Raw genomic sequence first — 23,612 nt, forward strand, 5'->3', positions numbered from 1 at the left:
GGGGTATTCGCTGGGTTGCATGCAATGAACTCTCTCTGTTCGGGACTCAGAAGACGTGACGGGCGACATCGAAGGTCCCACCGACGTCCAGGCCGAGCCGTGCTCCGTCGATACTTGCCACGGAGCCGTCCTTGATCCCGTCGTCATCGGTGTCCACAGCGGTCATGACCAGGCCGAAGCCCGCGGTGGCCACACCGACCGAGGCTGAGGTGACCTCGACTGCTCTGGTGACCTGGGCCGCCCGAGCGCCCCGAATCGTAAAGCCGAGCAGGGCGTTGTCCAGCTCGGAAATGGCCTTCGCATGCTCCATGGTGCTGCTTCCGAATCGAGCCACTCGTTGGCCGATCGTGATGGCCTCCCCCGCCTCGCCAGTCGCCCGCATGGCCGCCGCGGCACCCTTCCCCACGGCTCCGATGCCCGGCACCATGCCAAGAGCATCGCCTCCCACAGTGACGAAATTGCTCCAGAAATCTGTGTCGAGCTCGCCTTTGGTAAGGCCATCCTTCAGCGACGCCCAAACTGTGGGGTCCCTGGCGATCCGCCAGGTCAGCGACGTCGCGCTCAACGCGGCAGCGGCAAGCAGCAGTACGGCGGCTGCCGTCCCGCCCGACACGACGAACAGGGCCACAAGCCCGATGACGGCCGCCGCAGTGCTGAGGATGTCCGGCAGGTTCTCGTCGAGCCAGTCGAGTGCCGAGTCGAACCAACCCGGCTCGTGTGGCACCAGCTTCTTCGTGGCGTCGCGGATCTTGCCTGCCCGGTGCCGGGCTTGATGCTCATGCTCGTCGGCAAGCTTGCGGGCCTTGCTCCGGATCTTCTCGAGCGCGTCCTCGGCGTCGTCCACCGCCGTGTTTGCCTTGGTCAGGGCCCTCTGCGCCTCGTCGTGCTTGGCGCCCTTCGTGTTCTTGTCCAGGTCGGGGCTGGCGCCCGCTGTGCTGGCGTGGCCCTTTGCCCGGTCCACGGCGGCCTGCGCTTCCTTCGCGTCCTCTTCGAGTCGCTTCGCACGGCGCTGGAAGTCGTCGAGTTCACCTTCCCAGCGGTCGAGTTGCTTGGCTGCCTTGCGGATGGAGTGCGCGGCGTTCTTCAGGTTCAGGGGCAGGGGGCCGCCGTCGAGTTGCTCGCGGAAGGCAACCGCCGCGTCGCCCTCCCAGTAGCTGCCGTCCATCAACTTGGTGACAAGGCCGTGCGTCTCTTCGAGAACCTTCGCGCAGCCTGAGAGTTTCTTGCGTAAGCCACTTACGGTCTCGGTGCTCCCCGGCACCGGGTTGAAGCCGAGGTGTGGGTAGTCGGGGTTCGGGATGTGCGGGGCGGACTTGAGGCCTTGTGGCTTGTTGCGGTCCGCTCGGGACTGCGGGTCGAGGGCCGCGCCAGAATCGCCGGGCGGGTAGGTCACTTCGAAGCCCCGCTCTTGCCCCTGCCGGCCCTGGACTTCTTCAGGGCCTCCTCCAGCGCCTTGTCCACCTCGCGGTAGCTGTCTCTGCTCTTTCCGATGATCTTGGCGAGATCTTCGGTCTGCTCACCGATCTGGTCGGTGCCGTACTTCCAGTCGTCCTGGAAGTCCTCGCAGGCGGTGTCGAGATCATCGGTACCCAGGCCCGTGACAGTCGCGTCCTCCAGCGCCTTGCGCAGCCCCTTCAGCGAGTCGGTCGACTTCCTGAGCAGCTTCATGAAGTGCGCCAGCTCGTCGCCGTCCACGGCCAGCCGTTCCGCCATGTTCCCCTTCCCCTCTCCCGATGCACCTGCACCATGGAGAGGAACGACGTCGGCGATCTTTCGTGGCGTCCGGTGGAGTGCTCCCCTCTTTAGGGGGGCACTTACCGGACACGGATCGTGGCCACGGTCAGCGGTTGACGGACTGGATTTCCTGGACGACGACGTCCTGGGTGGCCCCAAACGTGCCCTCCGGCAGGTTCTGCGCCTCGGTCACACCGGTGCCCGTCCAGTGGATCTTCCAGGTGATGGTCGCCTTGAGCTTGTACGAGCCATCGCCCGACGAGCGCAGGTACTTGACGCCGCAGGGCGGGGTTTCGTCCGACTTGCCCTTGGCGTACGCCTCGCCGATTTGGCCGTTGTTGAACTCGCAGACGCCGGATGCCGGGTATGTCGTGGCGTCGTCCGTGCCCGGCTCGATCTTCAGGGAGACCGGTTCCGCGGTGGTTGTCGCGTAGACGTCGAGCAGGGGCACCCGTGCGGTGACGGACACCGGCTTGAACTTTGCCGTGTCCAGCCAGGCCCACGTCGGGAGGTTCACCTTGGTGGTGCCAGCCGGGGCGAGGTCCACCTTTGTCGATGGGACGCGTATCTCGGCGTACGCGAGTTGGGCCAGCATCTTGGGCGTGATCGCCTCCGGGATGTTCGCCGGCGGGGCGTCGCCCGTGTCCACCCAGAAGATGGACTCGTCGCAATCGAGCGCGCCCGGGTCACCTTCGCGGCCCTTGGTGACGTAGGAGTCCCACCAATAGCCCTTGCCCGCCTTGGCCTTGTTGAAGTCCTTGTACGGATCGCCGTCCACGTACTTCTTGCGCTGCTCCAGGTCCCACTGGGGGCCCGTCGACCCGGCCTCCCAGATGGGCTCCAGGTACTTCTGCAGCTGGGCCGGTGTGTACTTGGGGGCGTAGTAGCACGCGGGCGGGGTCCATGTGGTGGTGGACGTCACCGGGCCTGCCGACTCGCCTGAGCCGTTCTTGGAGAGGTCGAAGACAACGGCTCCAGCTGTCGCAGACACGCCGCCGTTACCGTCGGATTTACCGGATGCGCTGGTATCCGAGCCGTTGGTGCTGCCGCCATGGCCATATCCTGCGAACGCTTGAGTCGAGCACAGGAGTAGGGCCGCGGAAGCAGCGAAGGCAACTACTCCGGTCTTCCTGTACTTCAGGACTGGCATGCGGTGCTCCCCCGCTGCGATGTCAGCTTCTCGGTGATCCAGACGCCCTGCTTGTTGACCCGGAGTCGGCTGTTGTAGAGGACGTAGTTGTCCTTCGACTTCGGAGTCACCTCGGTCTTGCCGGTCTTCAAGCTCTTGTTGTAGGCCTTGTTCTGGTCCTCGCAGTAGACAAAGCCCGCTGTTCCATCAGTATTGATCTTCACGTTGGCGTTGTAGTACCGCTTTGCGCCGGTGATGCGGTCCTTGTAGTCCACGAACTCCTGGATGAACTTCTGACTCCCAGCCGCCGCCGTGCCTTCGGAGTAGAAGCGGTACGCCTTGTGAAGCGGGTCCTGCTCGGCGATGGCCATGTCTACAGCCTTGATGAACTGCTCGCTGTCACTCAGGACGGCGTCCTTGCTTTCGTCACCCGTCTTCGGCCACTCGAAGGTGTACGTGAGATCCGACGGCAGCTCAATCTTCGGCCGCTCCGCGGATTCCGTCGCACTCGCGCTCGGCGAAGCCGAAGTCTCACCCCCCGTATCCGCCCCAGCGATCTTGTCGTTCCCCTTCGATCCACCGCCTCCCCCACCACACCCGGTCAGAAGCAGTGCCGCCGTCGCACCGACGGCGGCTGTAGCAAGCAGGCGGGGACGGCGGTTCAAGGCAGGCTCCTGTGCGGCGTGGGGTTCGGGAGGGCAGCAATACGCTATCGGGGGCCCGTGTGACGACACCAGAGCGAATTACGTCAAGGGGTGGTGTAAGTCGGGCATAGCACCATAGAGCCTGCCCAAATCAAGGTCTGGAACCTTCGATTGAGTGATATTGGAGGGTGGGATGCGTCACCGCATTGGCCACCGCAAAGGCCAACGACGCCCTACCTTCAGGCTTCCTCAGCCCCGCCCTCGGTGAGCCCCCGCTCCCGCCCGCCCATCACGAGCGCGCCCCCGGCCCTGCGTCTTGCCCGTGCCCTTCCCCTTGCCTGTGCTCGTGCCCTTCCCCCGCACCCCGTTGGGCCAAAGCCTCGGCCCCCTCTTCGCCGCGATGTCCTCGATCCATCCAAACGCAACGATCGTCAGCCCAATCAGCGGCCACACCAGCAAGAACATCCACACCATGTACGACGAGTCCAGCACCCCCACCGCCCGATCGCTCTGCATGAACGGCAAGTTGTACGCCTGGTCGATGATCGGAACCGTGGCCATGATGAGCATGTTGTGCCAGAGGTAGATCGTGACGGCGCGGTTGTTGGAGAGGGTGACCAGCTTGTCCCAGCGGGCCAGGCGGCCCGGTAGCTCCTGCCAGGACGGGCTGTACTGGAGCAGGATGACGACGAAGCCGAAGGACCAGGCGGCCTGGGCCAGGGGGATGTCGTTCAGGTCCCAGCCGTCGGGGCCCAGGTGGCCCGACGCCCACCACAGGCCGAAGGCCATCAGGAGGGCCGAGCAAGAGACGGCCACGTAGCGGGGGACCTTCGCCAGTACGCCCTCGTGATGGGCGAAGCCCAGGACCCAGCAGCCGCCGAAGACCGCGAAGTCCGAGACGGCGTTGCCCGTTTCGCCGGGGATGGTGACCAGGCCGGTGCCGAAGACGGCTGTCAGGGCGAGGGGGGCCAGAAGCGTGGCCCACGGCACCTTGCGGAACGCCCACAGCAGCAGCGGGGACGCCACCACGAACCATAGGTACGCCCGCAGGTACCACAGCGGGCCCGCTGCCTGCACCGCCCAAGTGTCCTCCAGCAGGCCAGACTTGGAGCCTATGTGCCAGGGAAAGGGGGGCGCGCCGATCGGGATGATGTAGTTGATGAGGTCCACCACGCCCCAGGTGCCGCCGTGGTCCGGGTCCTTCACCGGATTCCAGCCGCCCGCGAACATCAGCGCCAGGGCCACCACGCTGAACGCCCACAGAGGGGGCAGCAATCGGCGGACGCGGCCCCTGATCACGCCCCACGCCGGGCGGCTCAGCGAGCGTGCCATCAGCGAGCCCGCCAGCGCGAACATCACCCCCATGGAGGGGAAGACGACCGTCAGCCATGCCCAGCCGAACAGGTGGTACACGACCACTCGGACCAGGGCTATCGAACGGAGGAGGTCCAAGTAGCGGTCACGGCCGCCGCCCGGCTTCCGGCCCTCCGGCTTCTGATCGGCCGCCGGCTCAGCTACTGCCCTCGGTGCTCCCAGCGGCGGCGTCGGCGTCGCCCCCGCCGCGTACTCGTGCGTCGTCATCCCACCGGCCTCCGATCCTTTCCACCGCGTTCCGCCCGCTGCCGCGGGATCGAGCCCGGTGCCTCCACCACGCCCGTGCGCCGCAGTTTCTGCCAGCGCAGGCGGCCTCCGGTGAGGGCGGTGATCCAGGACTGGAGCAGAACCACGTACATCAACTGCCGGTAGAGGATTTGTTGGAGGGGGAGGGATATCAGGTGTGTCATGCGTTCTCTGTCCAGACGGAAGGCGTACGCCGCGCACACCGCCTGGATGGCCAGCACGCCCAGCCAGGCGGTGATCGTCTTCTGGGTCGGGCCGAAGGCCACTCCGTAGAGGAGGAATACGTCGATCAGCGGGGCCAGTAGCGGTGCCAGGACCATGAACAGTGACACCAACGGCAGGCCCACCCTGCCGAAGCGGCCCGACGGGCCGCGCTCGACCAGCGCGCGCCGGTGCTTCCAGATCGCCTGCATCGTGCCGTACGACCAGCGGTAGCGCTGGGACCAGAGTTGCTGGACCGTCTCCGGGGCTTCCGTCCAGGCCCGCGCCTTCTCGGCGTAGACGACACGCCAGCCGTCGCGGTGCATGGCCATCGTGATGTCCGTGTCCTCGGCGAGCGTGTCGTCGCTCATGCCGCCGACGCGTTCGAGAGCGGACCTCCTAAAAGCCCCTACCGCGCCCGGGATCGTCGGCATGCAGCGCAGGATGTCGTACATACGGCGGTCCAGGTTGAAGCCCATCACGTACTCGATGTGCTGCCAGGCGCCGATGAGGGAGTCGCGGTTGCCGACCTTCGCGTTGCCCGCGACCGCGCCGACCGACGGGTCGGCGAAGGGCTGGACCAGCTCTCGTACCGTCGCCGGTTCGAAGACGGTGTCGCCGTCCATCATCACGATGATGTTGTAACGGGCGTTCGCCAGGCCCCGGTTGAGGGCCGCGGGCTTGCCCGCGTTGTGCTGGCGTACGACGCGTACGTTCGGCAGGCGCAGGTCTTCGACGATGCGGGACGTGCCGTCGCTCGAACCGTCGTCGATGACGATGACCTCGATGGGGTGTTCGCTCGCCATCAGGGAGCGGACGGTGTTCTCAATGCACTTCGCTTCGTTGTACGCGGGGACCAGCACCGACACCGGTCCGGTGATCGGGGCCGGGCCCCAGCGGAAGTCCGGCTTGCGGACCCGGCGGGCGTGTGCGGCGGAGAGCAGGAGCATCAGGCCGAAGCGGGTGAAGACGAGGACGCCGGTCACCGCGATGCCCACGACCAGGGCGTCGGTGATCCCGTCCGAGGCCTGCACCAGGTAGATCCAGGCCTTGCCCTTCCACAGGTCGAGGCCGGTGACCTCGGTGTGTGCGCTGGGCGCGCGAAGCGCCTCGGTGAGGTTCTGGAACTCGTAGCCCTGGTGCTGGAGTTGGGGCACGAACGTGTCGAGCGCCTGCACCGTCTGGTGGCGGTCGCCGCCGGAGTCGTGCATCAGGACGATCGCGCCCTTGCCGCCCTTGGGCGTGGCACGGCGGATGATCTCGTCGACGCCGGGCTTCTGCCAGTCCTCGCTGTCGGTGTTGTTGACGACGGTGATGTAGCCGCGCGTACCGATGTACTCCGTCACCGGCCAGGACTTGTTGTCCATGGCGTCCGCGAAGGACGAGTACGGAGGGCGGAAGAGAGACGTACGGATGCCGGCCGCGCCCGCGAGCGCCAACTGGCTCTGGGACAGCTCCCAGTCGATGCGCTTCTTGGACTGGTAGGAGAGATCGGGGTGATTGAAGGTGTGCAGGCCGACCTCGTGGCCCTCCGCCACCATGCGGTGCACCAGCTCCGGGTAGCGCGAGGCCATGGTGCCGGTGACGAAGAAGACGGCGTGGGCGTGGTGCTCGCGCAGTACGTCGAGCACCTTGGGCGTCCACCGGGGGTCCGGGCCGTCGTCGAAGGTGAGGACCAGGCGGTGGTCGGGCACGTTCAGGCTGGTCGTGCGGCCGCTGCGGGTGTCGATGACCGGGCCGCCCTCGAGGATCTTCTCCGGCACCTTGTCGGTGGCCGCCTCGGGCTGGATGCGGTGGTCGGCGAGGATCTCGCTGTGTACGTAGCCGCGCAGCATCAGCATCGCCATCAGCGCGACGAGGATGAGCGAGGGCAGCAGGAAGCGCATGGGCACGCGGCGGCGCCGGGCGGCATGGGGGACCTCGCGGCGCCGCGCACTCGGTGCGGGTGCAGGTCCGTGACGGCTGGTGCGGGATGCCATCAGAGGATGCTCTCCAGGTACGAGGAGGAAGAGCCCGAGGTGGCAGAGCCCGCGGAAGACGAGTCCGAAGAAGAGGCGTTCGAGGAAGAGGCGTCCGAGGAAGAGGACGAGGAGCCGGTGGTGATCGGCCGCTCGGGCTCCAGCGAGGCCTGCTCGACCAGCGATGCCGCGCCGTCCGCGACGTTTCCGGAGCCGGATCCGTCCGTGACCGGGCTCCCCGAGGGGTCGGCCGTGGTGACACCGCTGTCGGACGGGCTGGGGTCCGGCGGGTTGACCACCGGGTCGGTCGGGTCGGGGCCCGGGGCCGGGTCCTTGGTGGTGCTGGTGCCCGGGTTCGGCTTGGTCGTGGCGGACGCCGAGGGCTCGGGGGCCGTGGACTTCCCCGGAGTGGCGGAACTGCCCGAGGCATCCGGCGTCGTACTCACGCCCGGCGATCGCGTCGTACCGTCCCCGCCCGTCGCGCTCGCACCCGGCGAGGCGCGGCCCGTACCGGACGGGGACACCGGCTCGGCGGGCAGCGGCGACGAGTCGACCTTGCCGGCCGGCTGATCGTCCTGCTGTCCCGGCACCGGAAGCCAGGGCGCGTTGGAGTTGCCCGACAGCAGCGTGGCGACGATGACGACGGCGTAGACCGCGCAGGCGATGCCTACAAGGATGCCGAGCCGCCGGAATCTACGGCTGCGGCGGCCCGACTCGTCGACGAACACCGGTCCGTCCGAGCCGCCCTCCTGGGCGCCCGGGGCACCCCTGGCCTGCTGGACCAGCCGGTCGCCCAACTGACGTCCCGCACCGTCGAGTTGGACCGTCACCTCGTTCGGATCGTGAGTGTGGCCGGGGTCGTCCGGGCGCTCCCAGGAAGGCTGTTCGCCCAGGTGGCCGCGGTGCGGGCGCTCCGCACCGGAGGTGTCGTTCGCCTGGGAGGCCGTACCGTAACCGCGGCTCGCGCCGGAAGCCTGGCCCAAGCCGAAAGCCTGGCCTAAGGACTCGGACTCCGGCTCCTGGCGTGGGTCACACTCGGGGCCACGCTCTGGCCCATGCCCGGGGTCACGCCCGGGGTCACGCCCGGGGTCACGCCCGGGGTCACGCCCGGGGTCACGCCCGGAGCTCCGCCCGGCCCGATGCCAGGACGCCGTTCTACGGTCGGCCTCCGGCCAGACGACGCCCCCCGGCTCGTCAACTCCCCGCCGCGACGGCCCTTCAGATCCTCGCCGGGGTTCTTCAGTCCCCCGCCGTAACTCTTCGGATCCCCTCCGGGACTCTTCGGATCCTCTCCGCGACTCCTCGGCGCCTCGCCGAGCCGACGCATCAGATCCCCGCCAAGCCGGCGAATCGGTTCCTTGCCAAGCTGCCGAATCGGTTCCTTGCCAAGCTGGCGGATCGGCTCCTTGTAAAGGTGACGGATCAGCTCCACGCCCACCTCGCTGATCAACTTTTCGTTGATCCGGTTGGGCGTCTTTCCGCCAGTTTTTCACGCGCACGCACATCCCCCCACGGGACAGTTCTCGGGTGCGCGACGACTCCGGGCACTTCTCATTTGCCGTCCAGACCGGGCCCCCACCCGATCCGAGCGCCCCCCTTTATCACGTTTATCACGCTGCGCCCGGACGACGAATGTAGCGCAGGTGGAGGGCACGTGTACTCGAGTGTTAGTTGTGACTCACCATGACGAGTGAATCGGTGGCCGGAATCCACCCCTCCTCAGGGCGTCGCAACCACCCTTCCTCGTTGGCGAGTTCGACCGCGGCTCGTCGAAGGGCATCGATCCCTGGGTGCACCAGTCCCTTCCGCCACACCAGTGACACGGGTGACAGGGGAACGGGGTCGACAAGGGGCCTCAACACGGCTTCAGGCATGGCCGGAAAGTCCACCACGGCGAGGACGGGGTTCCGTTTCTTGGCCATGATCCGCCGGAACTCCTCGGGACCGACGGCCACCGGCGCGGGCGGCGCGAGCGCGATGCCCCGGCCCTCGAAAAGGCGACGCGCCAGGTCGGTCCACTCCAGTGTGCTGGGGTTTCCCGCACCCGCGTACACGGTCTCGCCGGCGAGTGCGGCCAACGGCACCGCGTCCAGGGCGGCGAGGTGATGGTCCTCGGGCAGGATGACGGCCATCGGCTCGTACCGTACGGGCTGGTGCTCCAGCCTGGCTCGCACCACCGGGTCGAGCCCCGCGAACCGCCCGAACGACGCGTCCAGCCGCCCGGCGAGCAACTCCCCCGCCGCGCCGGTGAGTCCGCTCTCGAAGCGGGCCATCAGCTCGCTGCCGGGGGCGAGTTCGCGGGCGCGCTCCAGCACGCGGCTGGAGATGAGCCCCGGGGAGTTGACGTCGACGAGCAGGGGCCGCTGTTCGCGCGGGCCTCGCGCGAACGCGGCCAGCAGCGCTTCCTGCGCCTCCAGCACACTCCGCGCGTACGGCAACAGCCGCTCGCCGTCCGCCGTCAGCGCCACCTGCCGGGTGGTCCGCACGAACAGCTCCGCCCCCAGATCCCGTTCGAGCCGCCGGATGTCCCGGCTCAGGGCCTGCTGAGCGACGTACAGCCGGGCGGCGGCACGCGTGAAGTGCAGTTCGTCGGCGACGGCGAGGAAGGCGCGCAGGAGGCGGGGGTCGATGTGGCCGTCGAGGCGACTGTCGCGGTGGCCTTCGAGACGCTGTTGACCAGGCATTGCGCGAATCTACAACCCAGGTGCGTCAATCACCATGGAGTAAGTGTTGGACCACCCGCCCCGCCCGGCGCGAGGGTTGGTCCATGCCGCAACAGCCCTCCGAGCAGGGGCAATCCCCCCTGCCCTTCCTCACCGTCACCGGCGACACCCTGGTGGCCACCGCCTTCCGCCCGCACGACCGCGAAGCGAGCACGCACCGCAGCCCGCACAACCAGACGGCGACCACCGATACCCGGCGCCGCCACCGCACCCCGTACCACCGCCTCTTCGCCCAGCCCGGCGCCCGCGCCTTCACCCTCGGCAACCTCATCGCACGGCTCCCCATGGGCATGTTCAGCGTGAGTGCGGTCATCATGATCGCCGGTTCGCGGGGCTCGTACGCGCTCGCCGGTGCCGTCACGGCGACAGGTCTGGCGGCGACCGCGCTGGTCGCCCCCTGGACCGCGCGTCTCGTCGACCGGTACGGGCAGGCCCGTGCGGCCGTGCCCGCCACGGCGTTCGCCCTGCTCGGTGACATCGCGCTGGTGCTGTGTGTGCACTACGGCGCGCCCGACTGGACGCTCTTCGCCGCGTACGCCGCCACGGCCACGACGCCCAACATGGGTGGCATGTCACGCGCCCGCTGGGCCCACCTCTTCAAGGGCGACCCGGCGGCGATCCACACCGCGAACTCCTTCGAACAGGCCGCGGACGAACTGTGTTTCATGCTGGGCCCGGTGTTCGCGGCCTTCCTGTGCGGGGCCTTCTTCCCGGAGGCGGGCACGCTGGTCGGGGACCTCCTGATGATGACCGGCGTGCTGGTCTTCGCCGCCCAGCGTTCGACGGAACCGCCGCCCCAGCGACGTACGAAGAAGTCGGAGGACTCGGAGCAGTCGGAAAAGTCCAAGTCCCCTGCCCGCGCAACCGGAATGCCCCCTCTCCTCCTCGGGTTTCTCGCCATGGGCGCGGTGTTCGGCTCGATGGAGGTCGTCACGATCGCGTTCGCCGACGCGCAGGGTCACAAGTCGGCCGCGGGCGCCGTCCTCGCCCTCCAGGCGGCGGGCTCATGCGTCGCGGGTCTGCTGTACGGCGCCCTGAAGCCGGCCGGTCCCGCCGAACGGCGATACCCGCTGTGCGTCGCCGCCATGACGCTGCTGATGACCCTGCCGCTCCTCGCGGCCTCCCTGACGGGCTCCCTCCTGGCCCTCGCGGGAGCCCTGCTCGTCGCCGGGATGGCCACCGCCCCGACCATGGTCACCGGCATGACCCTGGTCCAACACCGCACCCCCGAGGGCAGGTTGAACGAGGGCATGACCCTCGCGGTGACCGGCATCCTCGGTGGGATCGCCTGCGGCTCGGCGACCGGCGGGTGGGTGGTGGAGCACCTGTCGACGACGGCGGGGTACGGGGTTCCGGTCGCGGCGGCGGCACTCGCACTGGCGATCTCCGCGGCGGGCGCGGCGCGCCGGGCGGTACGGCGCCAGGTCGTACGCCGCTGAGCACGCACGCCGGACCAAGGAACGCCCCTCATCACCGCGCACTCCGAACCAGGCAACGCCCCTCATCACCGCCCACGCCGCTTCAACCCACGCCCCTTCACAGGTAAGTGCCACACCATGCGCACGTGAAGGACATCAGCCCATCCTCGCTCCCGCTCCGAAGACTGCCCCTCCGAAGAGCGCTCCCCCTCGGCCTTGAGGGGATCCTCGCCATCGCCACCGCGCTCCTCCTCTGGCGGCCGAGCGGGCACGTCTACTGCGACCGGGCCACCATGAACGGCCGTTTCTACGCGGCCTGGGTGGTCCTGTTCTCCCTTCCGGCGACCTGGCTCCTGATGGCTCGCGGCACGCGCCCGGCACGCGTGCTGGCCTGGACCCTCGTCACCGTCCGCCTCCTCCTCGCCGCCTTCGTCCTGTCCCTCGGCCCGGGCACCGCCGACTGGTACCTGGAATGCTGAGGCGAGACATGGCCTTGTCCGGACCTGGAATGCTGAGGCGAGACATGGCCCTGCTGGTGCCGGAGGCGGCGTTCGCGCTCTTCGTCGCCGTCTGCCTCCTCGCGGTCCTGCGCATCCGCGCCCTGGCCCGTCGCCAGCCCGCCGCGCGGGCCCGGATCCTGCGCGCGGCCGGCGTGGAGCTCGATCCGCTGCGGCGCACGGTCACCCGCGACGGGCGCCAACTCGACCTGTCGGTCAAGGAATTCGGGGTGCTGGAGGCACCGCTGCGCGCCACGCCCGCCTTCCTCAGCGCCGAGAACCTGCTGGAGCAGGTCTGGGACGAGCACGCCGCCCCGTTCACCAACACCGTCACGGTCACCATCGGCCGCCTGCGGCGCAAGCTCGGAGACCCGCCGGTCATCACCACCACACCGGGTGTGGGGTACCGCGTGGGTCTCTAGTGTCACTTGCCGTACGTCAGTGTCACTTGCCGTATGTCGCCGCCATCACCGCGACCACGACCCCCAGCATCACCACGGACAGGAAACCGTAGATCCAGACCGCCGTGAGCCGGTCAAGCTTGACCTTGGTGCCAGGGTTCTGCTGCTGGGCGAGGGACTGCTTGATCAGCCGGCCGCGGACCGGGGCGACGGCGATCGGGACGGAGACGATCACGACGCTGTACATGAACAGGATCGGTGATGCCGGACCGGGCCGGAGCAGGTTCGCCCCCAGGAGGGCGGCGAAGAGCACGGGACCCCCGAGGTAGAACATCCACTTTCTCTGCCTGGCCTGCCGCTCCGGCGTGCGCCGTGGATCGTCCTGGTACTTCATCCCGCTGGCCGGCGCCGGTACGGCGATCATGAAGAACCCCGTCGCCACGACCGCGATCATCCACCACCCGGACTCGGGTATCGAAAACATCGACTTCCTCATCCCTGCCGCTTCAGCGGCTGATCATCCGGCCCGGGCCCCCAGCGGTCTCCCCGAACTGATCTTCGATCATGCAGAGTTAATCGTCCAGACCATTGCGGGCTCTCCGATGGGGCCCCCGCCGTCCGACCCGTCGAACCCCCGCCCCAATTCCGACGCACCCCATTGACGCGCTCACAGCCCCCACATACCTTCCCCCGTCGAAGCGCTTCGACGTCACGCATCGAAACGATTCGATGAACGCTGCGTGACGGCCCCGAAACCCATCCAACTCCCCTGGAGGCAATGGATGTCGACGACACGAAGGCGTGTGGTGGCGACGGCTGCGGTGGCCCTGGTGGGCACCCTGCTGCTGGCCTCATGCGGCGACTCGGGCAGTGGTTCCTCGGACGGCAAGACGCTGAAACTGTGGCACTACGAAGGGCCGGACAGCGCGATGGGCGCGGCCTGGAAGGAGGCCATCAAGGAGTTCGAGGCGACGCATCCGGGCGTGAAGGTGAAGTTCGAGGAGAAGGGCTTCGAGCAGATCCAGAAGACGGCCCCGATGGTCCTCAACTCCGGTGACGCGCCGGACATCATGGAGTACAACAAGGGCAACGCGACCGCCGGGCTCCTCTCCAAGCAGGGGCTCCTCACCGATCTCACCCCCGAAGCCACCAAACGCGGCTGGGACAAGAAGATCAGCGGCGGTGTGCGGACCATCAGCCAGTACGACGCCAACGGGGTCATGGGCTCCGGCAAGTGGTACGGCGTGCCCAACTACGCCGAGTACACGATGGTGTTCTACAACAAGGACCTCTTCAAGAAGTACGGCATCGCCGAGCCCACCAGCCTTGCCGAACTCACCGCCGCCATGGACACGTTCGTGGCCAAGGGCATCACCCCGCTCGCGAACGCCGGCGCCGAGTACATGGCCCAGCAGTACCTCTACCAGCTGGCCCTGTCGAAGGCCGACCGCGCGTGGGTCGACTCGTACGAGCTGTACAAGGGCAAGACCGACTTCCACGACGCCGCCTGGACGTATGCCGCCGAGACCTTCGCCGACTGGGTGAAGAAGGGCTACATCAGCAAGAAGTCCAGCGGCACGAAGGCCGAGGACGCGGGCGTCTCCTTCATCCAGGGCAAGAGCCCGATCCTGTTCTCCGGCAGCTGGTGGTACGGCCGCTTCAAGACGGAGAACAAGTTCGACTGGGGCACCTTCCTCTGGCCGGACACGGGCCTCACCCTCGGCTCCGGCGGCAACATCTGGGTCGTCCCCAAGGGCGCCAAGAACAAGGATCTCGCCTACGACTTCATCGACATCACCATGTCGAAGAAGATCCAGAACCTGCTCGGCAACAAGGGCGGAGTCCCGGTGGCCGCCGACCCCGCCGCCATCACCGACCCGCAGGCCAAGACCCTCATCGCCAACTTCAACACCCTTTCGGGGAAGGACGGTCTGGCCTTCTATCCCGACTGGCCGGTCGCCGGCTTCTACGACGTCCTCGTCTCGGAGACACAGAAGCTGATCACCGGGAGCGAGAAGCCGGACGCCTATCTGAGCGCGTTGCAGAAGGCGTACGACAAGGGCGCACCGAAGACATGACGGTCACCGTCGAGCGGGGCGGCCGGGTGGTCCACACACAGCACGACGTGAGGCACCCGCGCCGCCCCCGCAACTCCTACGCCCTCTTCCTGCTCCCCGGCTTCCTCGCCTTCCTCACGGTGATCGTCGTCCCGTTCCTGATGAACACCGGCGTCAGCTTCACCGACTGGCAGGGCGTCGGCAGCCCGAAGTGGTCCGGGCTCGCCAACTACCGTGAGCTGCTGGACGATTCCGAGTTCTGGGCGTCGTTCCGGCACAGCCTCTTCATGGTCCTCGCCATGGCCGCCGTACCGACGGTCCTCGGACTCGTCCTGGCCGCCGCCCTCTTCGACTTCGTCGGCAAGCACTTCGGGACGAAGACCGCCGCCGTCCTCCGTGCCTGCTTCTACCTCCCCCAGGTCCTGCCGATCGCCGTCGCCGGCATCGTCTGGAGCTGGATCCTCGCCCCCGACAACGGCTCCCTGAACGAACTGCTGAAGGCCGTCCACCTCGGATCGCTCCAGCAGGACTGGCTCGGCGACCCCGACATCGCCCTCTACAGCGTCATGGGCGTGATGGTGTGGGTGCAGATCGGCTTCCCGCTCGTCGTCTTCATGGCGGGGCTCCAGCGAGTCGATCCGCAGCTGTACGAGGCCGCTGAGCTGGACGGCGCGGGCTGGTGGCGGCGCTTCTGGCACATCACGCTGCCGCAGATCAGGCCCGAGATCTACGTCGTCCTGCTGTGGTGCACGATCGCCGCGCTGAAGGTGTTCGGAGCGGTGTACGTCCTCACGAAGGGCGGCCCGGGCGGTGCCACCGACGTGCCCTCCTACTTCTCCTTCACCACCTTCTTCGAGAAGACGCAGGTCGGCTACGGCGCGGCGATCTCCACCGTGCTGACCGTGATCATCCTCGCTCTGGCCCTCATCGGCCTCAAGCTCCAGACCCGCGCCGAGGACGCCGAGGAAGGACTCCGCACATGACCGCCCTGCGTCGTTATCCGGTTCTCCTCGCCCTGGTGATCGCGGCCCTTTTCATGGTGCTGCCGTTCGGCATCGTCGCGATCAACGCGGTCAAGTCCCCCGCCGAGTACTCCGCGCACGGCCCGCTCAGCCTCCCCAAGGGCCTCTACCTCGACGGCCTGAAGGACTTCTGGCAGCGCGTGGACTTCGGCCAGAAGCTCATCAACTCGATCCTCATCTCCGGCTCGGTGGCGATCGGCGCCGCCGTCCTCTCCGTCCTCAACGCGTACGCGATCGGCATCGGCCGGATCAAGGGCCGCACCTGGGTGCTCGCCTTCTTCGTCCTGGCGAACATGCTGCCGCAGGAGGCGCTGGTCTATCCGGTCTACTACCTGAGCAAGCAGGCGGGCCTCTACGACACCCGGCTCAGCGTGATCATCGTGTTCACCGTCATCCAGGCGGCCTTCGGGACCTATCTCCTGTCCTCCGTCCTCGGCCAGTTCCCCCGCGAGATCATCGAGGCCGCCCGGATCGACGGGGCGAACAAGTGGCAGGTGCTGTGGCGGATCGTGGTCCCCGTCAGCCGCCCCACGATCGGCGTGCTCCTGGTCTTCTTCTTCATCTGGACCTGGAACGAGTTCCTGCTGCCCCTGGTCATGCTGATCTCCAACGACAACCAGACGGTGTCGGTGGCACTCGGCGTCCTCCAGGGCCAGCGCCTGATGGACGCCACGATGACCAACGCGGCCGCCCTTCTCGGAGTCCTCCCCGCCCTCGTCTTCTTCCTCGTCTTCCAGCGGACCCTCACCCGCGGCATCGCCGTCGGCGCAGTGAAGTAAGGGGTACGAAAGTGAAGTTCACCGACGGCTACTGGCTGCTGCGCGAAGGCGTCACCGCCGCCCACCCGGTCGAGGTCCTCGATGTCAGCGCGACCCAGGGAACCCTGGAGATCCACGCGCCGACGCAGCCCATCCGCCACCGCGGCGACCTGCTGAAGGGACCGGTCGTGACGATCAGCGCGCACGCGCCGATGCCCGACGTCATCGGCGTCACGTTCACGCACTTCCAGGGCGAGGAGCCGAGAAGGCCCCACTTCGAGCTCCGGACGGCCGAGTTCACTCCGGTCGCGGAGTACGACGACGACCACGCGACCCTCACTGCCGGGGCGCTCTCCCTCAAGGTCGCCCGCACCACCCCCTGGCACGTCGACTTCCTCGCCGACGGCCACACCCTCACCACCAGCGGCCCCAAGGGCATGGCCATCATGCGGGACGCCACCGGCGCTCACTATCTGCGCGAACAGCTGAACCTCGGCGTCGGGACGCAGGTGTTCGGTCTCGGCGAGCGGTTCGGGCCACTCGCCAAGAACGGCCAGGTCGTCGACATGTGGAACGCCGACGGCGGCACGGCCACCGAACAGGCCTACAAGAACGTGCCGTTCTATCTGACGGACGCGGGGTACGGGGTCTTCGTCGACCACCCGGGGCGGGTGTCCTTCGAGGTCGGCTCGGAGGCGGTCTCCCGGGTCCAGTTCAGCGCGGAGACACAGCAGTTGACGTACTACGTCATCTACGGCCCGACGCCCAAGGACATCCTGCGCAAGTACACCGCGCTCACCGGGCGTCCGGCCCTCCCGCCCGCCTGGTCGTTCGGGCTGTGGCTGTCGACGTCCTTCACCACCTCCTACGACGAGGCCACCGTCACGTCCTTCATCGACGGGATGCGGGAGCGCGAACTCCCGCTCTCCGTCTTCCACTTCGACTGCTTCTGGATGCGCGAGTTCAACTGGTGCGACTTCCAGTGGGATCCCCGGGTGTTCCCCGACCCGGAGGGGATGCTGGCGCGGCTGAAGGACAAGGGGCTGCGGATCTGCGTATGGATCAATCCGTACATCGCGCAGCGTTCGCCGCTCTTCGCGGAGGGGCGGGCCCTCGGGCATCTGCTCAAGCGGCCCGACGGCAGTGTCTGGCAGTGGGACCTGTGGCAGCCGGGCATGGCGCTGGTCGACTTCACGAGCGAGGCCGCCCGGGAGTGGTACGCGGCCAAGCTGGAGGCGCTGCTCGCGCAGGGCGTCGACTGCTTCAAGACCGACTTCGGCGAGCGGGTCCCGGTGGATGTGGCGTACGCGGACGGCGCCGACCCCGAGCGGATGCACAACTACTACACCTACCTCTACAACCAGACCGTCTTCGATGTGCTCCGCAAACACCGGGGCGAGCACGAGGCCGTCGTCTTCGCGCGTTCGGCGACGACCGGCAGTCAGAAGTTCCCGGTGCACTGGGGCGGCGACTGCGAGGCGACGTACGAGTCGATGGCCGAGTCGCTGCGCGGCGGGCTGAGCCTCGGCATGTCGGGGTTCGGGTTCTGGAGCCATGACATCGGCGGGTTCGAGGGGACGCCGACGCCCGCGCTGTTCAAGCGGTGGATCGCCTTCGGGCTGCTGTCGTCGCACAGCCGGCTGCACGGATCGTCCTCGTACCGCGTGCCCTGGCTGTTCGACGAGGAGGCCGTGGACGTCCTGCGGCTGTTCACCCGGCTGAAGCTCGGCCTCATGCCCTATCTGTACGAGGCTGCCCGCGCCGCCCACGCGGAGGGCGTGCCGATGATGCGGGCGATGGTGCTGGAGTTCCCGGACGACCCCGGGTGCGCACATCTGGAGCGGCAGTACATGCTCGGCCCGGATCTGCTGGTCGCGCCCGTCTTCAGCGACGACGGCGATGTCTCGTACTACGTGCCCGAGGGGACCTGGACCCACTTCCTGAGCGGGCAGACGGTGACCGGGCCGCGCTGGGTTCGCGAGCGGCACGGTTTCCTGAGCGTGCCGCTCCTCGTCCGGCCGGGCGCGGTGATCCCGGTGGGGGCTGTGGACGACCGGCCCGACTACGACCACGCCGAGGGGGTCACCCTGCGCGCGTACGGCCTGGAGCGGGGCGCGCAGGTGACGGTGCCGGTCGGCGGCATCACCTTCACCGTCGTACGTGAGGGGGACACCCTGCGGGCTTCGTCCAGTGATCCCTCGGCGCCCTGGGGGCTGGCCGCGGGCGGGCGTGAGGTGCGGGCGAAGGCCGGGACGGGCTTCCTGTCGTTGGAGTTGAACTGAGCATGGTCAAGATCACCGATGTGGCACGGCACGCCGGGGTGTCCCCCAGCACCGTCTCCTACGCCCTCAGCGGCAAGCGCCCGATCTCCGAGGAGACCCGGCAGCGCATCGAGGCGAGCATCCGCGAGCTGGGCTACCGGCCGCACGCGGGCGCGCGGGCGCTGGCCAGCAGCCGGTCGAACGTCCTGGCGCTGGTGGTGCCGCTGCGGGCGGGCATCCATGTGCCGGTCGTGATGCAGTTCGCGGTGTCGGTGGTGACGGCGGCGCGGCGGCACGACCACGACGTCCTGCTGCTCACCCAGGAGGAGGGCGAGGACGGGCTGCGGCGGGTCGCGGACACCGCGCTGGTGGACGCGCTGATCGTGATGGACGTACAACTCCACGACGCCCGGCTGCCGTTGCTGCGCGCACTGGACCGGCCTTCCGTGCTCATCGGGTTCCCCGCGAAGCCGGACGGGCTGACCTGCATCGACCTCGACTTCAAGGCGGCCGGCGAGCTGTGCGTCGAGCGCCTTGCCGGGCTCGGGCACCGGGTCGTGGCGCTGGTCGGTTCGCCGCCGGAGGTGTATGTGCGGGGGACGGCGTTCGCCCAGCGCGTGGTGGAGGGGTTCACGGCGGCCGCCGACCGGGGCGGACTCGCGTCCTCCGTGCACCCCTGCGAGGCCTCGCCCGCCGCCGCCCGCCGGGTCGCCGAGCAACTGCTGCGCGAACAGCCGGCGCTGACCGGTGTCGTCGTGCACAACGAGCCGGTCCTGGAGCCGCTGATCGACGCCTTCGAGCAGCTCGGTCTGCGGGTCCCCGGCGATCTGTCGGTCACCGCCATCTGCCCGGACGAACTCGCCGAGGGCGTCCGGGTCCCTGTCACCTCCATCGCCATCCCGTCCGCCGAAGTGGGCGCGCAGGCGGTGGAGCTGCTGATGAAGAAGCTCGACGGCACGCCCGTACCGGAGGCGACCCTGCTCGCTCCCCGGATGACGGAGCGGGCCAGCACCGCACCGCGCACGCTGACCTCCTAAGGAGCCGTGTCATGAGGAAAGGCAAGAAGAGAAGAGGACCGAGAACCGCACCCGGAAGACCCAGAACGGCGGCCGCAGGGCCGAGGACAACGGTCGGAAGACCGAGAACAGCGGCCCTGGTGACCGTGGCCCTCGCACTGATCGCGGGCCTGGCCACCGCCACGGGCCCCGCCACCGCCTCCTCGTACCCCTATCCGTTCCGCGACCCCCGGCTCCCCGTCACCGAACGCGTCGACGACCTCCTGGGAAGACTGACCCCCGACGAGAAGGTCTCCCTCCTCCACCAGTACGAGCCCGCGATCCCCCGCCTCGGCATCCAGGCGTTCCGCACCGGCACCGAGGCCCTGCACGGCGTCGCCTGGCTCGGGAAGACCACGGTGTTCCCGCAGGCCGTCGGGCTCGCCTCGACCTGGGACCCGGCGCTGATCGAGCAGGTCGGCTCGGCGGTCGGCGACGAGGCGCGCGGCTTCCAGCAGGAGCGCCCGGACGGCTGGGGCCTCAACCTCTGGGCGCCGGTGGTGAACCTGCTGCGCGACCCGCGCTGGGGACGCAACGAGGAGGGCTACTCCGAGGACCCGTACCTGACCGGCTCGATCTCCACGGCGTACGGCGACGGCCTGACCGGCGGCGACCCCGACCACCTCAAGACGGCGCCCACCCTCAAGCACTACCTCGCCAACAACAACGAGGTGCACCGCGCGACCACGTCCTCCGACCTGCGCCCGCGCGTGCAGCACGAGTACGACGAAGCGGCGTTCAAGCCGGCCATCGCGGCGGACGCGGCGACGGGCGTCATGTCCTCCTACAACCTGGTCAACGGCCGCCCCGACACGGTCAATCCGGACCTGAACGACGTCGTACGGTCCTGGAGTTCGCGTGATCTGCTCAACGTCACCGACGCCTTCGCCCCCGGCAACCTGCTCCCCGGCACCCAGAACTACTACCCCACGCTCGCCGAGGGCGACGCGGCCGCACTGAAGGCCGGCATCGACAGCTTCACGGACAACAGCGCCGACTCGGCCCCGACCACGACCGCCATCAACTCCGCCTTGTCCACAGGCCTGTTGAAGGAATCCGACGTCGACACGGCCGTCTCCCACATCCTCGCCATCCGCGTCCGGCTCGGCGAATTCGACCCGAACGGCGGGAAGTACGGCTCCATCGACACGTCCGTGATCAACAGCCCGGCCCACCAGAGGCTGGCCCGTGAGGCGGCGACGGAGGCGGCCGTCCTCCTGAAGAACGACAACTCGCTCCCGCTGAAGTCGACTTCGAAGAACGTCGCCGTCGTCGGCCCCCTCGCCGACACCCTCTACACCGACTGGTACTCGGGCACACTCCCGTACGCGGTCACCCCGAAGCAGGGCATCGAGACGAAACTCGGCGCGTCGGTGGCGAGCAGCGAGGGCGCGGACCGTATCGCGCTGAAGGACACCGCGACGGGGAAGTACGTCACGGCGGGAACCTCCGACACGGGAGCGGCCCTGAAGGAGAGCACGGACACCGGCACGACGTCCCAGTTCGACGTGTTCGACTGGGGCTCCGGCATCGTGACCCTGCGCTCGGCCGCCAACGGCAAGTACGTCGGCTACAACTGGTCGAACTTCGTCAACGACCAGGTCCAGCCCAACGGCTGGTTCGTGCAGCAGCAGTTCAAGCTGGAGAAGCAGGACGACGGCAGCTACCTGCTCCGGTACGCCGGATACGAGACCGGCGAGTCCTGGTGGTCGAACCCCGTCTACCTCGGCCCGACCGGCGACGACGGCACCCTCGGCCTGGTCGCCAAGGAGCAGGCCGCCCACTACGCCAAGGACGTCGTCCGCAGCGGTGTCGACGAGGCCGTGGCCGCGGTGAAGGGCAAGGACACGGCGGTGGTCGTGGTCGGCTCGATGCCGTCGATCAACGGCCGCGAGGACCACGACCGCACCGACATGGGCCTGGCACCCTCGCAGGAAGCCCTGGTCAAGGCGGTGCACGCGGCCAACCCGAAGACGGTCGTGGTCGTCGAGAACAGCTACCCGACCACCCTCGGCTCCCTCCAGAAGGACGCCCCCGCCCTCCTGTGGACCACCCACGCGGGCCAGGAGACCGGCAACGCCCTCGCCGACCTCCTCTACGGCGACGCGAACCCGGCGGGCCGCCTCACCCAGACCTGGTACCAGTCGGAGTCGGACCTCCCGTCGATCCTCGACTACGACATCATCAAGTCCGACCGCACCTACCAGTACTTCAAGGGGCAGCCCCTCTACCCCTTCGGCTACGGCCTCTCGTACACCTCGTTCCGCTACGGCGCGCTCAAGCACGTGGACGGCGGCTACGAGATCGCCGTCACCAACACCGGCAAGCGCGCCGGCGACGAGGTCGTCCAGCTCTACACACACCAGCGGGTGTCCCGCGACAAACAGCCGCTGAAGCAGCTGAAGGCCTACGCCCGGGTGTCGCTGGAGCCGGGCGAGACCAAGACGGTGAAGCTGAGGCTGCGCACGAAGGATCTCGCCCACTGGGACGTCACGCGCTCCAAGTGGGTGGTGGAGAGCGGCAGTTACGACGTCCTGGCCGGCGCCTCCTCCTCCGACATCCGCTCCCGTACGACGCTGACGGCACAGGGCGAGACGATCCCGGCCCGGGATCTCGCCAAGGTGACGCGGGCGGAGAACTTCGACGACTACGCGGACGTCCGGCTGGTCGACGAGTCGAAGGCACGCGGCACGGCGGTGGGGTCGTCGGGCGACGGCGCCTGGCTGAGGTTCAGCGACGCCGCGCTCGGCTCGGGGGCGTCACGCTTCACCGCGCAGGTGGCCGGGACCTCCGCCGGCACGGTCGAGGTCCGCCTCGGATCGCCCACCGGAACCCTGGTCGGCACGGCGCACACGGACGGCACGTCATCCGCGTACGACTACAAGACGGTGACGGCCGGCCTTTCCCAGGCGGCGAAGGGCCGCCAGGACGTGTATCTGGTACTGAGCGAGGGTCTGCGCCTTTCGACCTTCTCACTGCGCTGAAAGTCACCGAAAGCCAGGGAGAGTCAGGGAAAGGAAAAAGCCCCGCTGCCGAGGCAGCGGGGCTTTACCCACATGGGATGAGTGGAGATGGCGGGAATCGAACCCGCGTCCAACGGTGCAGAATCAGGGCTTCTCCGAGCGCAGTTCGCTGTGATTTTCTCGGCCCCGGAGATCTCGCGAACAAGTCTCCGACGGGCCCAGCCACTGTTTGATTTCCCACCGAACCCCGTGACCGGGCTCGGCGGTTTAGTTCCCTAGATTATGCCAGGATCCGGGTCGGGAACACTCCCGGGCTGACACCCTTTTAGGGTCCTTCAGTCGCTGTTATTAGGCAGCGAGGGCGAAGGACTGGGAATCGCTCTTAGAATTGGCGATTATTGGTTGCGACATATGGTTTACGAGATCATTGCCGCTTCCTCGGCTCGCTTCCCCTGCTTCGACAGCCGCTGTCGAAACCGATCATCCCCATGTTGATTTTTCAAGCTGGACCAAAAAGATCCACGCACCCGCTGTGAGGTGCAGTTGCCATCGTACGTGACCAACGCACGACGATGCCAGCCTATTCCCGCGGGGCAGCGCCTACTGGCCGCGCTGCTTCCGCTTCGCCGCCGCGATCGCGCGGTCCGACTCCCGCCGGTCCTGCTTCTCACGCAGGGTCTGCCGCTTGTCGTACTCCTTCTTGCCGCGGGCGAGCGCGATCTCGGCCTTCGCGCGACCGTCCTTGAAGTACAGGGCGAGGGGCACGATCGTGTGACCCGTCTCCTCGGACTTCGAGGCCAGCTTGTCGATCTCCTCGCGGTGCAGGAGCAGCTTGCGCTTGCGGCGCGCGGAGTGGTTGGTCCAGCTCCCCTGGCTGTACTCGGGGATGTGGGCGTTGTGCAGCCACGCCTCGCCCCCGTCGATCTGGACGAAACCGTCGGTCAGCGAGGTGCGGCCCTGGCGCAGCGACTTCACCTCGGTGCCGGTCAGGACGAGCCCGGCCTCGTAGGTGTCGATGATCGCGTAGTCGTGCCGTGCCTTCTTGTTCTGGGCGACGATCTTGCGCTTGCCGTCCTTGGTCTTGCCGGAGCCCGCCCCGCCCTGCTTGGGCTGGGACTCCTTCGGTACATACATTCCCTTGCTCATAGTGCTGGCCATTTTCGCACTACAG

General features: G+C 68.1%; 18 protein-coding genes, 1 other RNA gene and 1 pseudogene. 9 read left to right on the top strand and 11 right to left on the bottom strand.

What is annotated here, in order from left to right; genetic code table 11:
* Window positions 1–46 precede the first annotated feature (46 nt).
* The 8 genes from AB5J50_RS20145 to AB5J50_RS20180 form a co-directional block, all read right to left on the bottom strand.
* Window positions 47–1,393, bottom strand: coding sequence for a putative T7SS-secreted protein (locus tag AB5J50_RS20145; RefSeq protein ID WP_369259842.1), 1,347 nt, complete (start codon window positions 1,391–1,393; stop codon window positions 47–49).
* Window positions 1,390–1,713, bottom strand: a complete 324-nt coding sequence (locus AB5J50_RS20150; RefSeq protein WP_369259843.1) for a hypothetical protein — start codon at window positions 1,711–1,713, stop codon at window positions 1,390–1,392. The genes AB5J50_RS20145 and AB5J50_RS20150 overlap by 4 nt, the downstream gene beginning before the upstream one ends.
* 127 nt (window positions 1,714–1,840) lie before the next feature.
* Window positions 1,841–2,884 (bottom strand): hypothetical protein, encoded by a 1,044-nt coding sequence (locus tag AB5J50_RS20155; RefSeq protein WP_369259844.1) that lies wholly within the window; start codon window positions 2,882–2,884, stop codon window positions 1,841–1,843.
* Window positions 2,872–3,528 carry a hypothetical protein gene (locus AB5J50_RS20160; RefSeq protein WP_369259845.1) on the bottom strand — a complete coding sequence of 219 codons (657 nt, stop codon included), beginning with the start codon at window positions 3,526–3,528 and terminating at the stop codon, window positions 2,872–2,874. The genes AB5J50_RS20155 and AB5J50_RS20160 overlap by 13 nt, the downstream gene beginning before the upstream one ends.
* Before the next feature lie 228 nt (window positions 3,529–3,756).
* A complete protein-coding gene (locus AB5J50_RS20165) occupies window positions 3,757–5,088 on the bottom strand; it encodes an acyltransferase (protein ID WP_369259846.1) in 1,332 nt (443 codons plus the stop codon).
* Window positions 5,085–7,307: a glycosyltransferase gene (locus AB5J50_RS20170; RefSeq protein WP_369259847.1), complete on the bottom strand. Its 2,223-nt coding sequence runs from the start codon at window positions 7,305–7,307 to the stop codon at window positions 5,085–5,087. The genes AB5J50_RS20165 and AB5J50_RS20170 overlap by 4 nt, the downstream gene beginning before the upstream one ends.
* A complete protein-coding gene (locus AB5J50_RS20175; protein WP_369259848.1) occupies window positions 7,307–8,269 on the bottom strand; it encodes a hypothetical protein in 963 nt (320 codons plus the stop codon). Before AB5J50_RS20175 ends, AB5J50_RS20170 begins: the two co-directional genes overlap by 1 nt.
* A 684-nt stretch (window positions 8,270–8,953) precedes the next feature.
* Window positions 8,954–9,970: a LysR family transcriptional regulator gene (locus AB5J50_RS20180; RefSeq protein WP_369259849.1), complete on the bottom strand. Its 1,017-nt coding sequence runs from the start codon at window positions 9,968–9,970 to the stop codon at window positions 8,954–8,956.
* 83 nt (window positions 9,971–10,053) lie between these two features.
* Here AB5J50_RS20180 and AB5J50_RS20185 point away from each other — a divergent pair, with 83 nt between their 5' ends.
* The 3 genes and pseudogenes from AB5J50_RS20185 to AB5J50_RS20195 all read left to right on the top strand — a co-directional run.
* Window positions 10,054–11,448: an MFS transporter gene (locus AB5J50_RS20185; RefSeq protein WP_369259850.1), complete on the top strand. Its 1,395-nt coding sequence runs from the start codon at window positions 10,054–10,056 to the stop codon at window positions 11,446–11,448.
* Window positions 11,449–11,573: 125 nt separating this feature from the next.
* Window positions 11,574–11,906: a hypothetical protein gene (locus AB5J50_RS20190; protein WP_369259851.1), complete on the top strand. Its 333-nt coding sequence runs from the start codon at window positions 11,574–11,576 to the stop codon at window positions 11,904–11,906.
* A 104-nt stretch (window positions 11,907–12,010) separates the two neighbouring features.
* Window positions 12,011–12,346: pseudogene (locus AB5J50_RS20195) on the top strand (winged helix-turn-helix domain-containing protein); the annotation flags it as partial.
* 22 nt (window positions 12,347–12,368) lie between these two features.
* Here the strand turns inward: AB5J50_RS20195 and AB5J50_RS20200 are convergent.
* Window positions 12,369–12,809 (bottom strand): hypothetical protein, encoded by a 441-nt coding sequence (locus AB5J50_RS20200; RefSeq protein WP_369259852.1) that lies wholly within the window; start codon window positions 12,807–12,809, stop codon window positions 12,369–12,371.
* A 298-nt stretch (window positions 12,810–13,107) separates the two neighbouring features.
* Between AB5J50_RS20200 and AB5J50_RS20205 the strand changes: the two genes are divergently transcribed.
* The 6 genes from AB5J50_RS20205 (at window position 13,108) to AB5J50_RS20230 (ending at window position 22,462) form a co-directional block, all read left to right on the top strand.
* Window positions 13,108–14,403 carry an ABC transporter substrate-binding protein gene (locus AB5J50_RS20205; RefSeq protein ID WP_369259853.1) on the top strand — a complete coding sequence of 432 codons (1,296 nt, stop codon included), beginning with the start codon at window positions 13,108–13,110 and terminating at the stop codon, window positions 14,401–14,403.
* The gene (locus AB5J50_RS20210) at window positions 14,400–15,365 is read left to right on the top strand and encodes a carbohydrate ABC transporter permease (protein WP_369259854.1); all 966 of its coding nucleotides are present in this window, start codon (window positions 14,400–14,402) and stop codon (window positions 15,363–15,365) included. Before AB5J50_RS20205 ends, AB5J50_RS20210 begins: the two co-directional genes overlap by 4 nt.
* A complete protein-coding gene (locus AB5J50_RS20215) occupies window positions 15,362–16,183 on the top strand; it encodes a carbohydrate ABC transporter permease (RefSeq protein WP_327429138.1) in 822 nt (273 codons plus the stop codon). The genes AB5J50_RS20210 and AB5J50_RS20215 overlap by 4 nt, the downstream gene beginning before the upstream one ends.
* Window positions 16,184–16,194: 11 nt before the next feature.
* Window positions 16,195–18,444, top strand: coding sequence for an alpha-xylosidase (gene yicI / locus AB5J50_RS20220; RefSeq protein WP_369259855.1), 2,250 nt, complete (start codon window positions 16,195–16,197; stop codon window positions 18,442–18,444).
* Between the two features lie 2 nt (window positions 18,445–18,446).
* Entirely contained in the window at window positions 18,447–19,460 is a 1,014-nt protein-coding gene (locus tag AB5J50_RS20225) for a LacI family DNA-binding transcriptional regulator (protein ID WP_327429140.1), read from the top strand.
* A gap of 119 nt (window positions 19,461–19,579) precedes the next feature.
* Window positions 19,580–22,462 (top strand): glycoside hydrolase family 3 C-terminal domain-containing protein, encoded by a 2,883-nt coding sequence (locus AB5J50_RS20230; RefSeq protein WP_369259856.1) that lies wholly within the window; start codon window positions 19,580–19,582, stop codon window positions 22,460–22,462.
* Window positions 22,463–22,541: 79 nt separating this feature from the next.
* On the opposite strand, the gene ssrA is transcribed toward AB5J50_RS20230, so the two are convergent.
* Window positions 22,542–22,929, bottom strand: a transfer-messenger RNA (tmRNA) gene (gene ssrA / locus AB5J50_RS20235).
* A 112-nt stretch (window positions 22,930–23,041) separates the two neighbouring features.
* Window positions 23,042–23,575 (bottom strand): SsrA-binding protein SmpB, encoded by a 534-nt coding sequence (gene smpB, locus AB5J50_RS20240; RefSeq protein ID WP_369265455.1) that lies wholly within the window; start codon window positions 23,573–23,575, stop codon window positions 23,042–23,044.
* Between the last annotated feature and the right edge of the window lie 37 nt (window positions 23,576–23,612).

Origin of the sequence: Streptomyces sp. R35 (assembly GCF_041053035.1) — a bacterium.
GTDB lineage: Bacteria > Actinomycetota > Actinomycetes > Streptomycetales > Streptomycetaceae > Streptomyces > Streptomyces lutosisoli.

What these genes read in the sequence shown, in the direction of transcription:
- AB5J50_RS20150 (WP_369259843.1), bottom strand. Translation starts at nt 1,713, where the DNA reads ATGGCGGAACGGCTGGCCGTGGACGGCGACGAGCTGGCGCACTTCATG.
- AB5J50_RS20155 (WP_369259844.1), bottom strand. Translation starts at nt 2,884, where the DNA reads ATGCCAGTCCTGAAGTACAGGAAGACCGGAGTAGTTGCCTTCGCTGCT.
- AB5J50_RS20165 (WP_369259846.1), bottom strand. Translation starts at nt 5,088, where the DNA reads ATGACGACGCACGAGTACGCGGCGGGGGCGACGCCGACGCCGCCGCTG.
- AB5J50_RS20170 (WP_369259847.1), bottom strand. Translation starts at nt 7,307, where the DNA reads ATGGCATCCCGCACCAGCCGTCACGGACCTGCACCCGCACCGAGTGCG.
- AB5J50_RS20180 (WP_369259849.1), bottom strand. Translation starts at nt 9,970, where the DNA reads ATGCCTGGTCAACAGCGTCTCGAAGGCCACCGCGACAGTCGCCTCGAC.
- AB5J50_RS20185 (WP_369259850.1), top strand. Translation starts at nt 10,054, where the DNA reads ATGCCGCAACAGCCCTCCGAGCAGGGGCAATCCCCCCTGCCCTTCCTC.
- AB5J50_RS20200 (WP_369259852.1), bottom strand. Translation starts at nt 12,809, where the DNA reads ATGTTTTCGATACCCGAGTCCGGGTGGTGGATGATCGCGGTCGTGGCG.
- AB5J50_RS20205 (WP_369259853.1), top strand. Translation starts at nt 13,108, where the DNA reads ATGTCGACGACACGAAGGCGTGTGGTGGCGACGGCTGCGGTGGCCCTG.
- AB5J50_RS20210 (WP_369259854.1), top strand. Translation starts at nt 14,400, where the DNA reads ATGACGGTCACCGTCGAGCGGGGCGGCCGGGTGGTCCACACACAGCAC.
- AB5J50_RS20215 (WP_327429138.1), top strand. Translation starts at nt 15,362, where the DNA reads ATGACCGCCCTGCGTCGTTATCCGGTTCTCCTCGCCCTGGTGATCGCG.
- AB5J50_RS20225 (WP_327429140.1), top strand. Translation starts at nt 18,447, where the DNA reads ATGGTCAAGATCACCGATGTGGCACGGCACGCCGGGGTGTCCCCCAGC.
- smpB (WP_369265455.1), bottom strand. Translation starts at nt 23,575, where the DNA reads ATGTATGTACCGAAGGAGTCCCAGCCCAAGCAGGGCGGGGCGGGCTCC.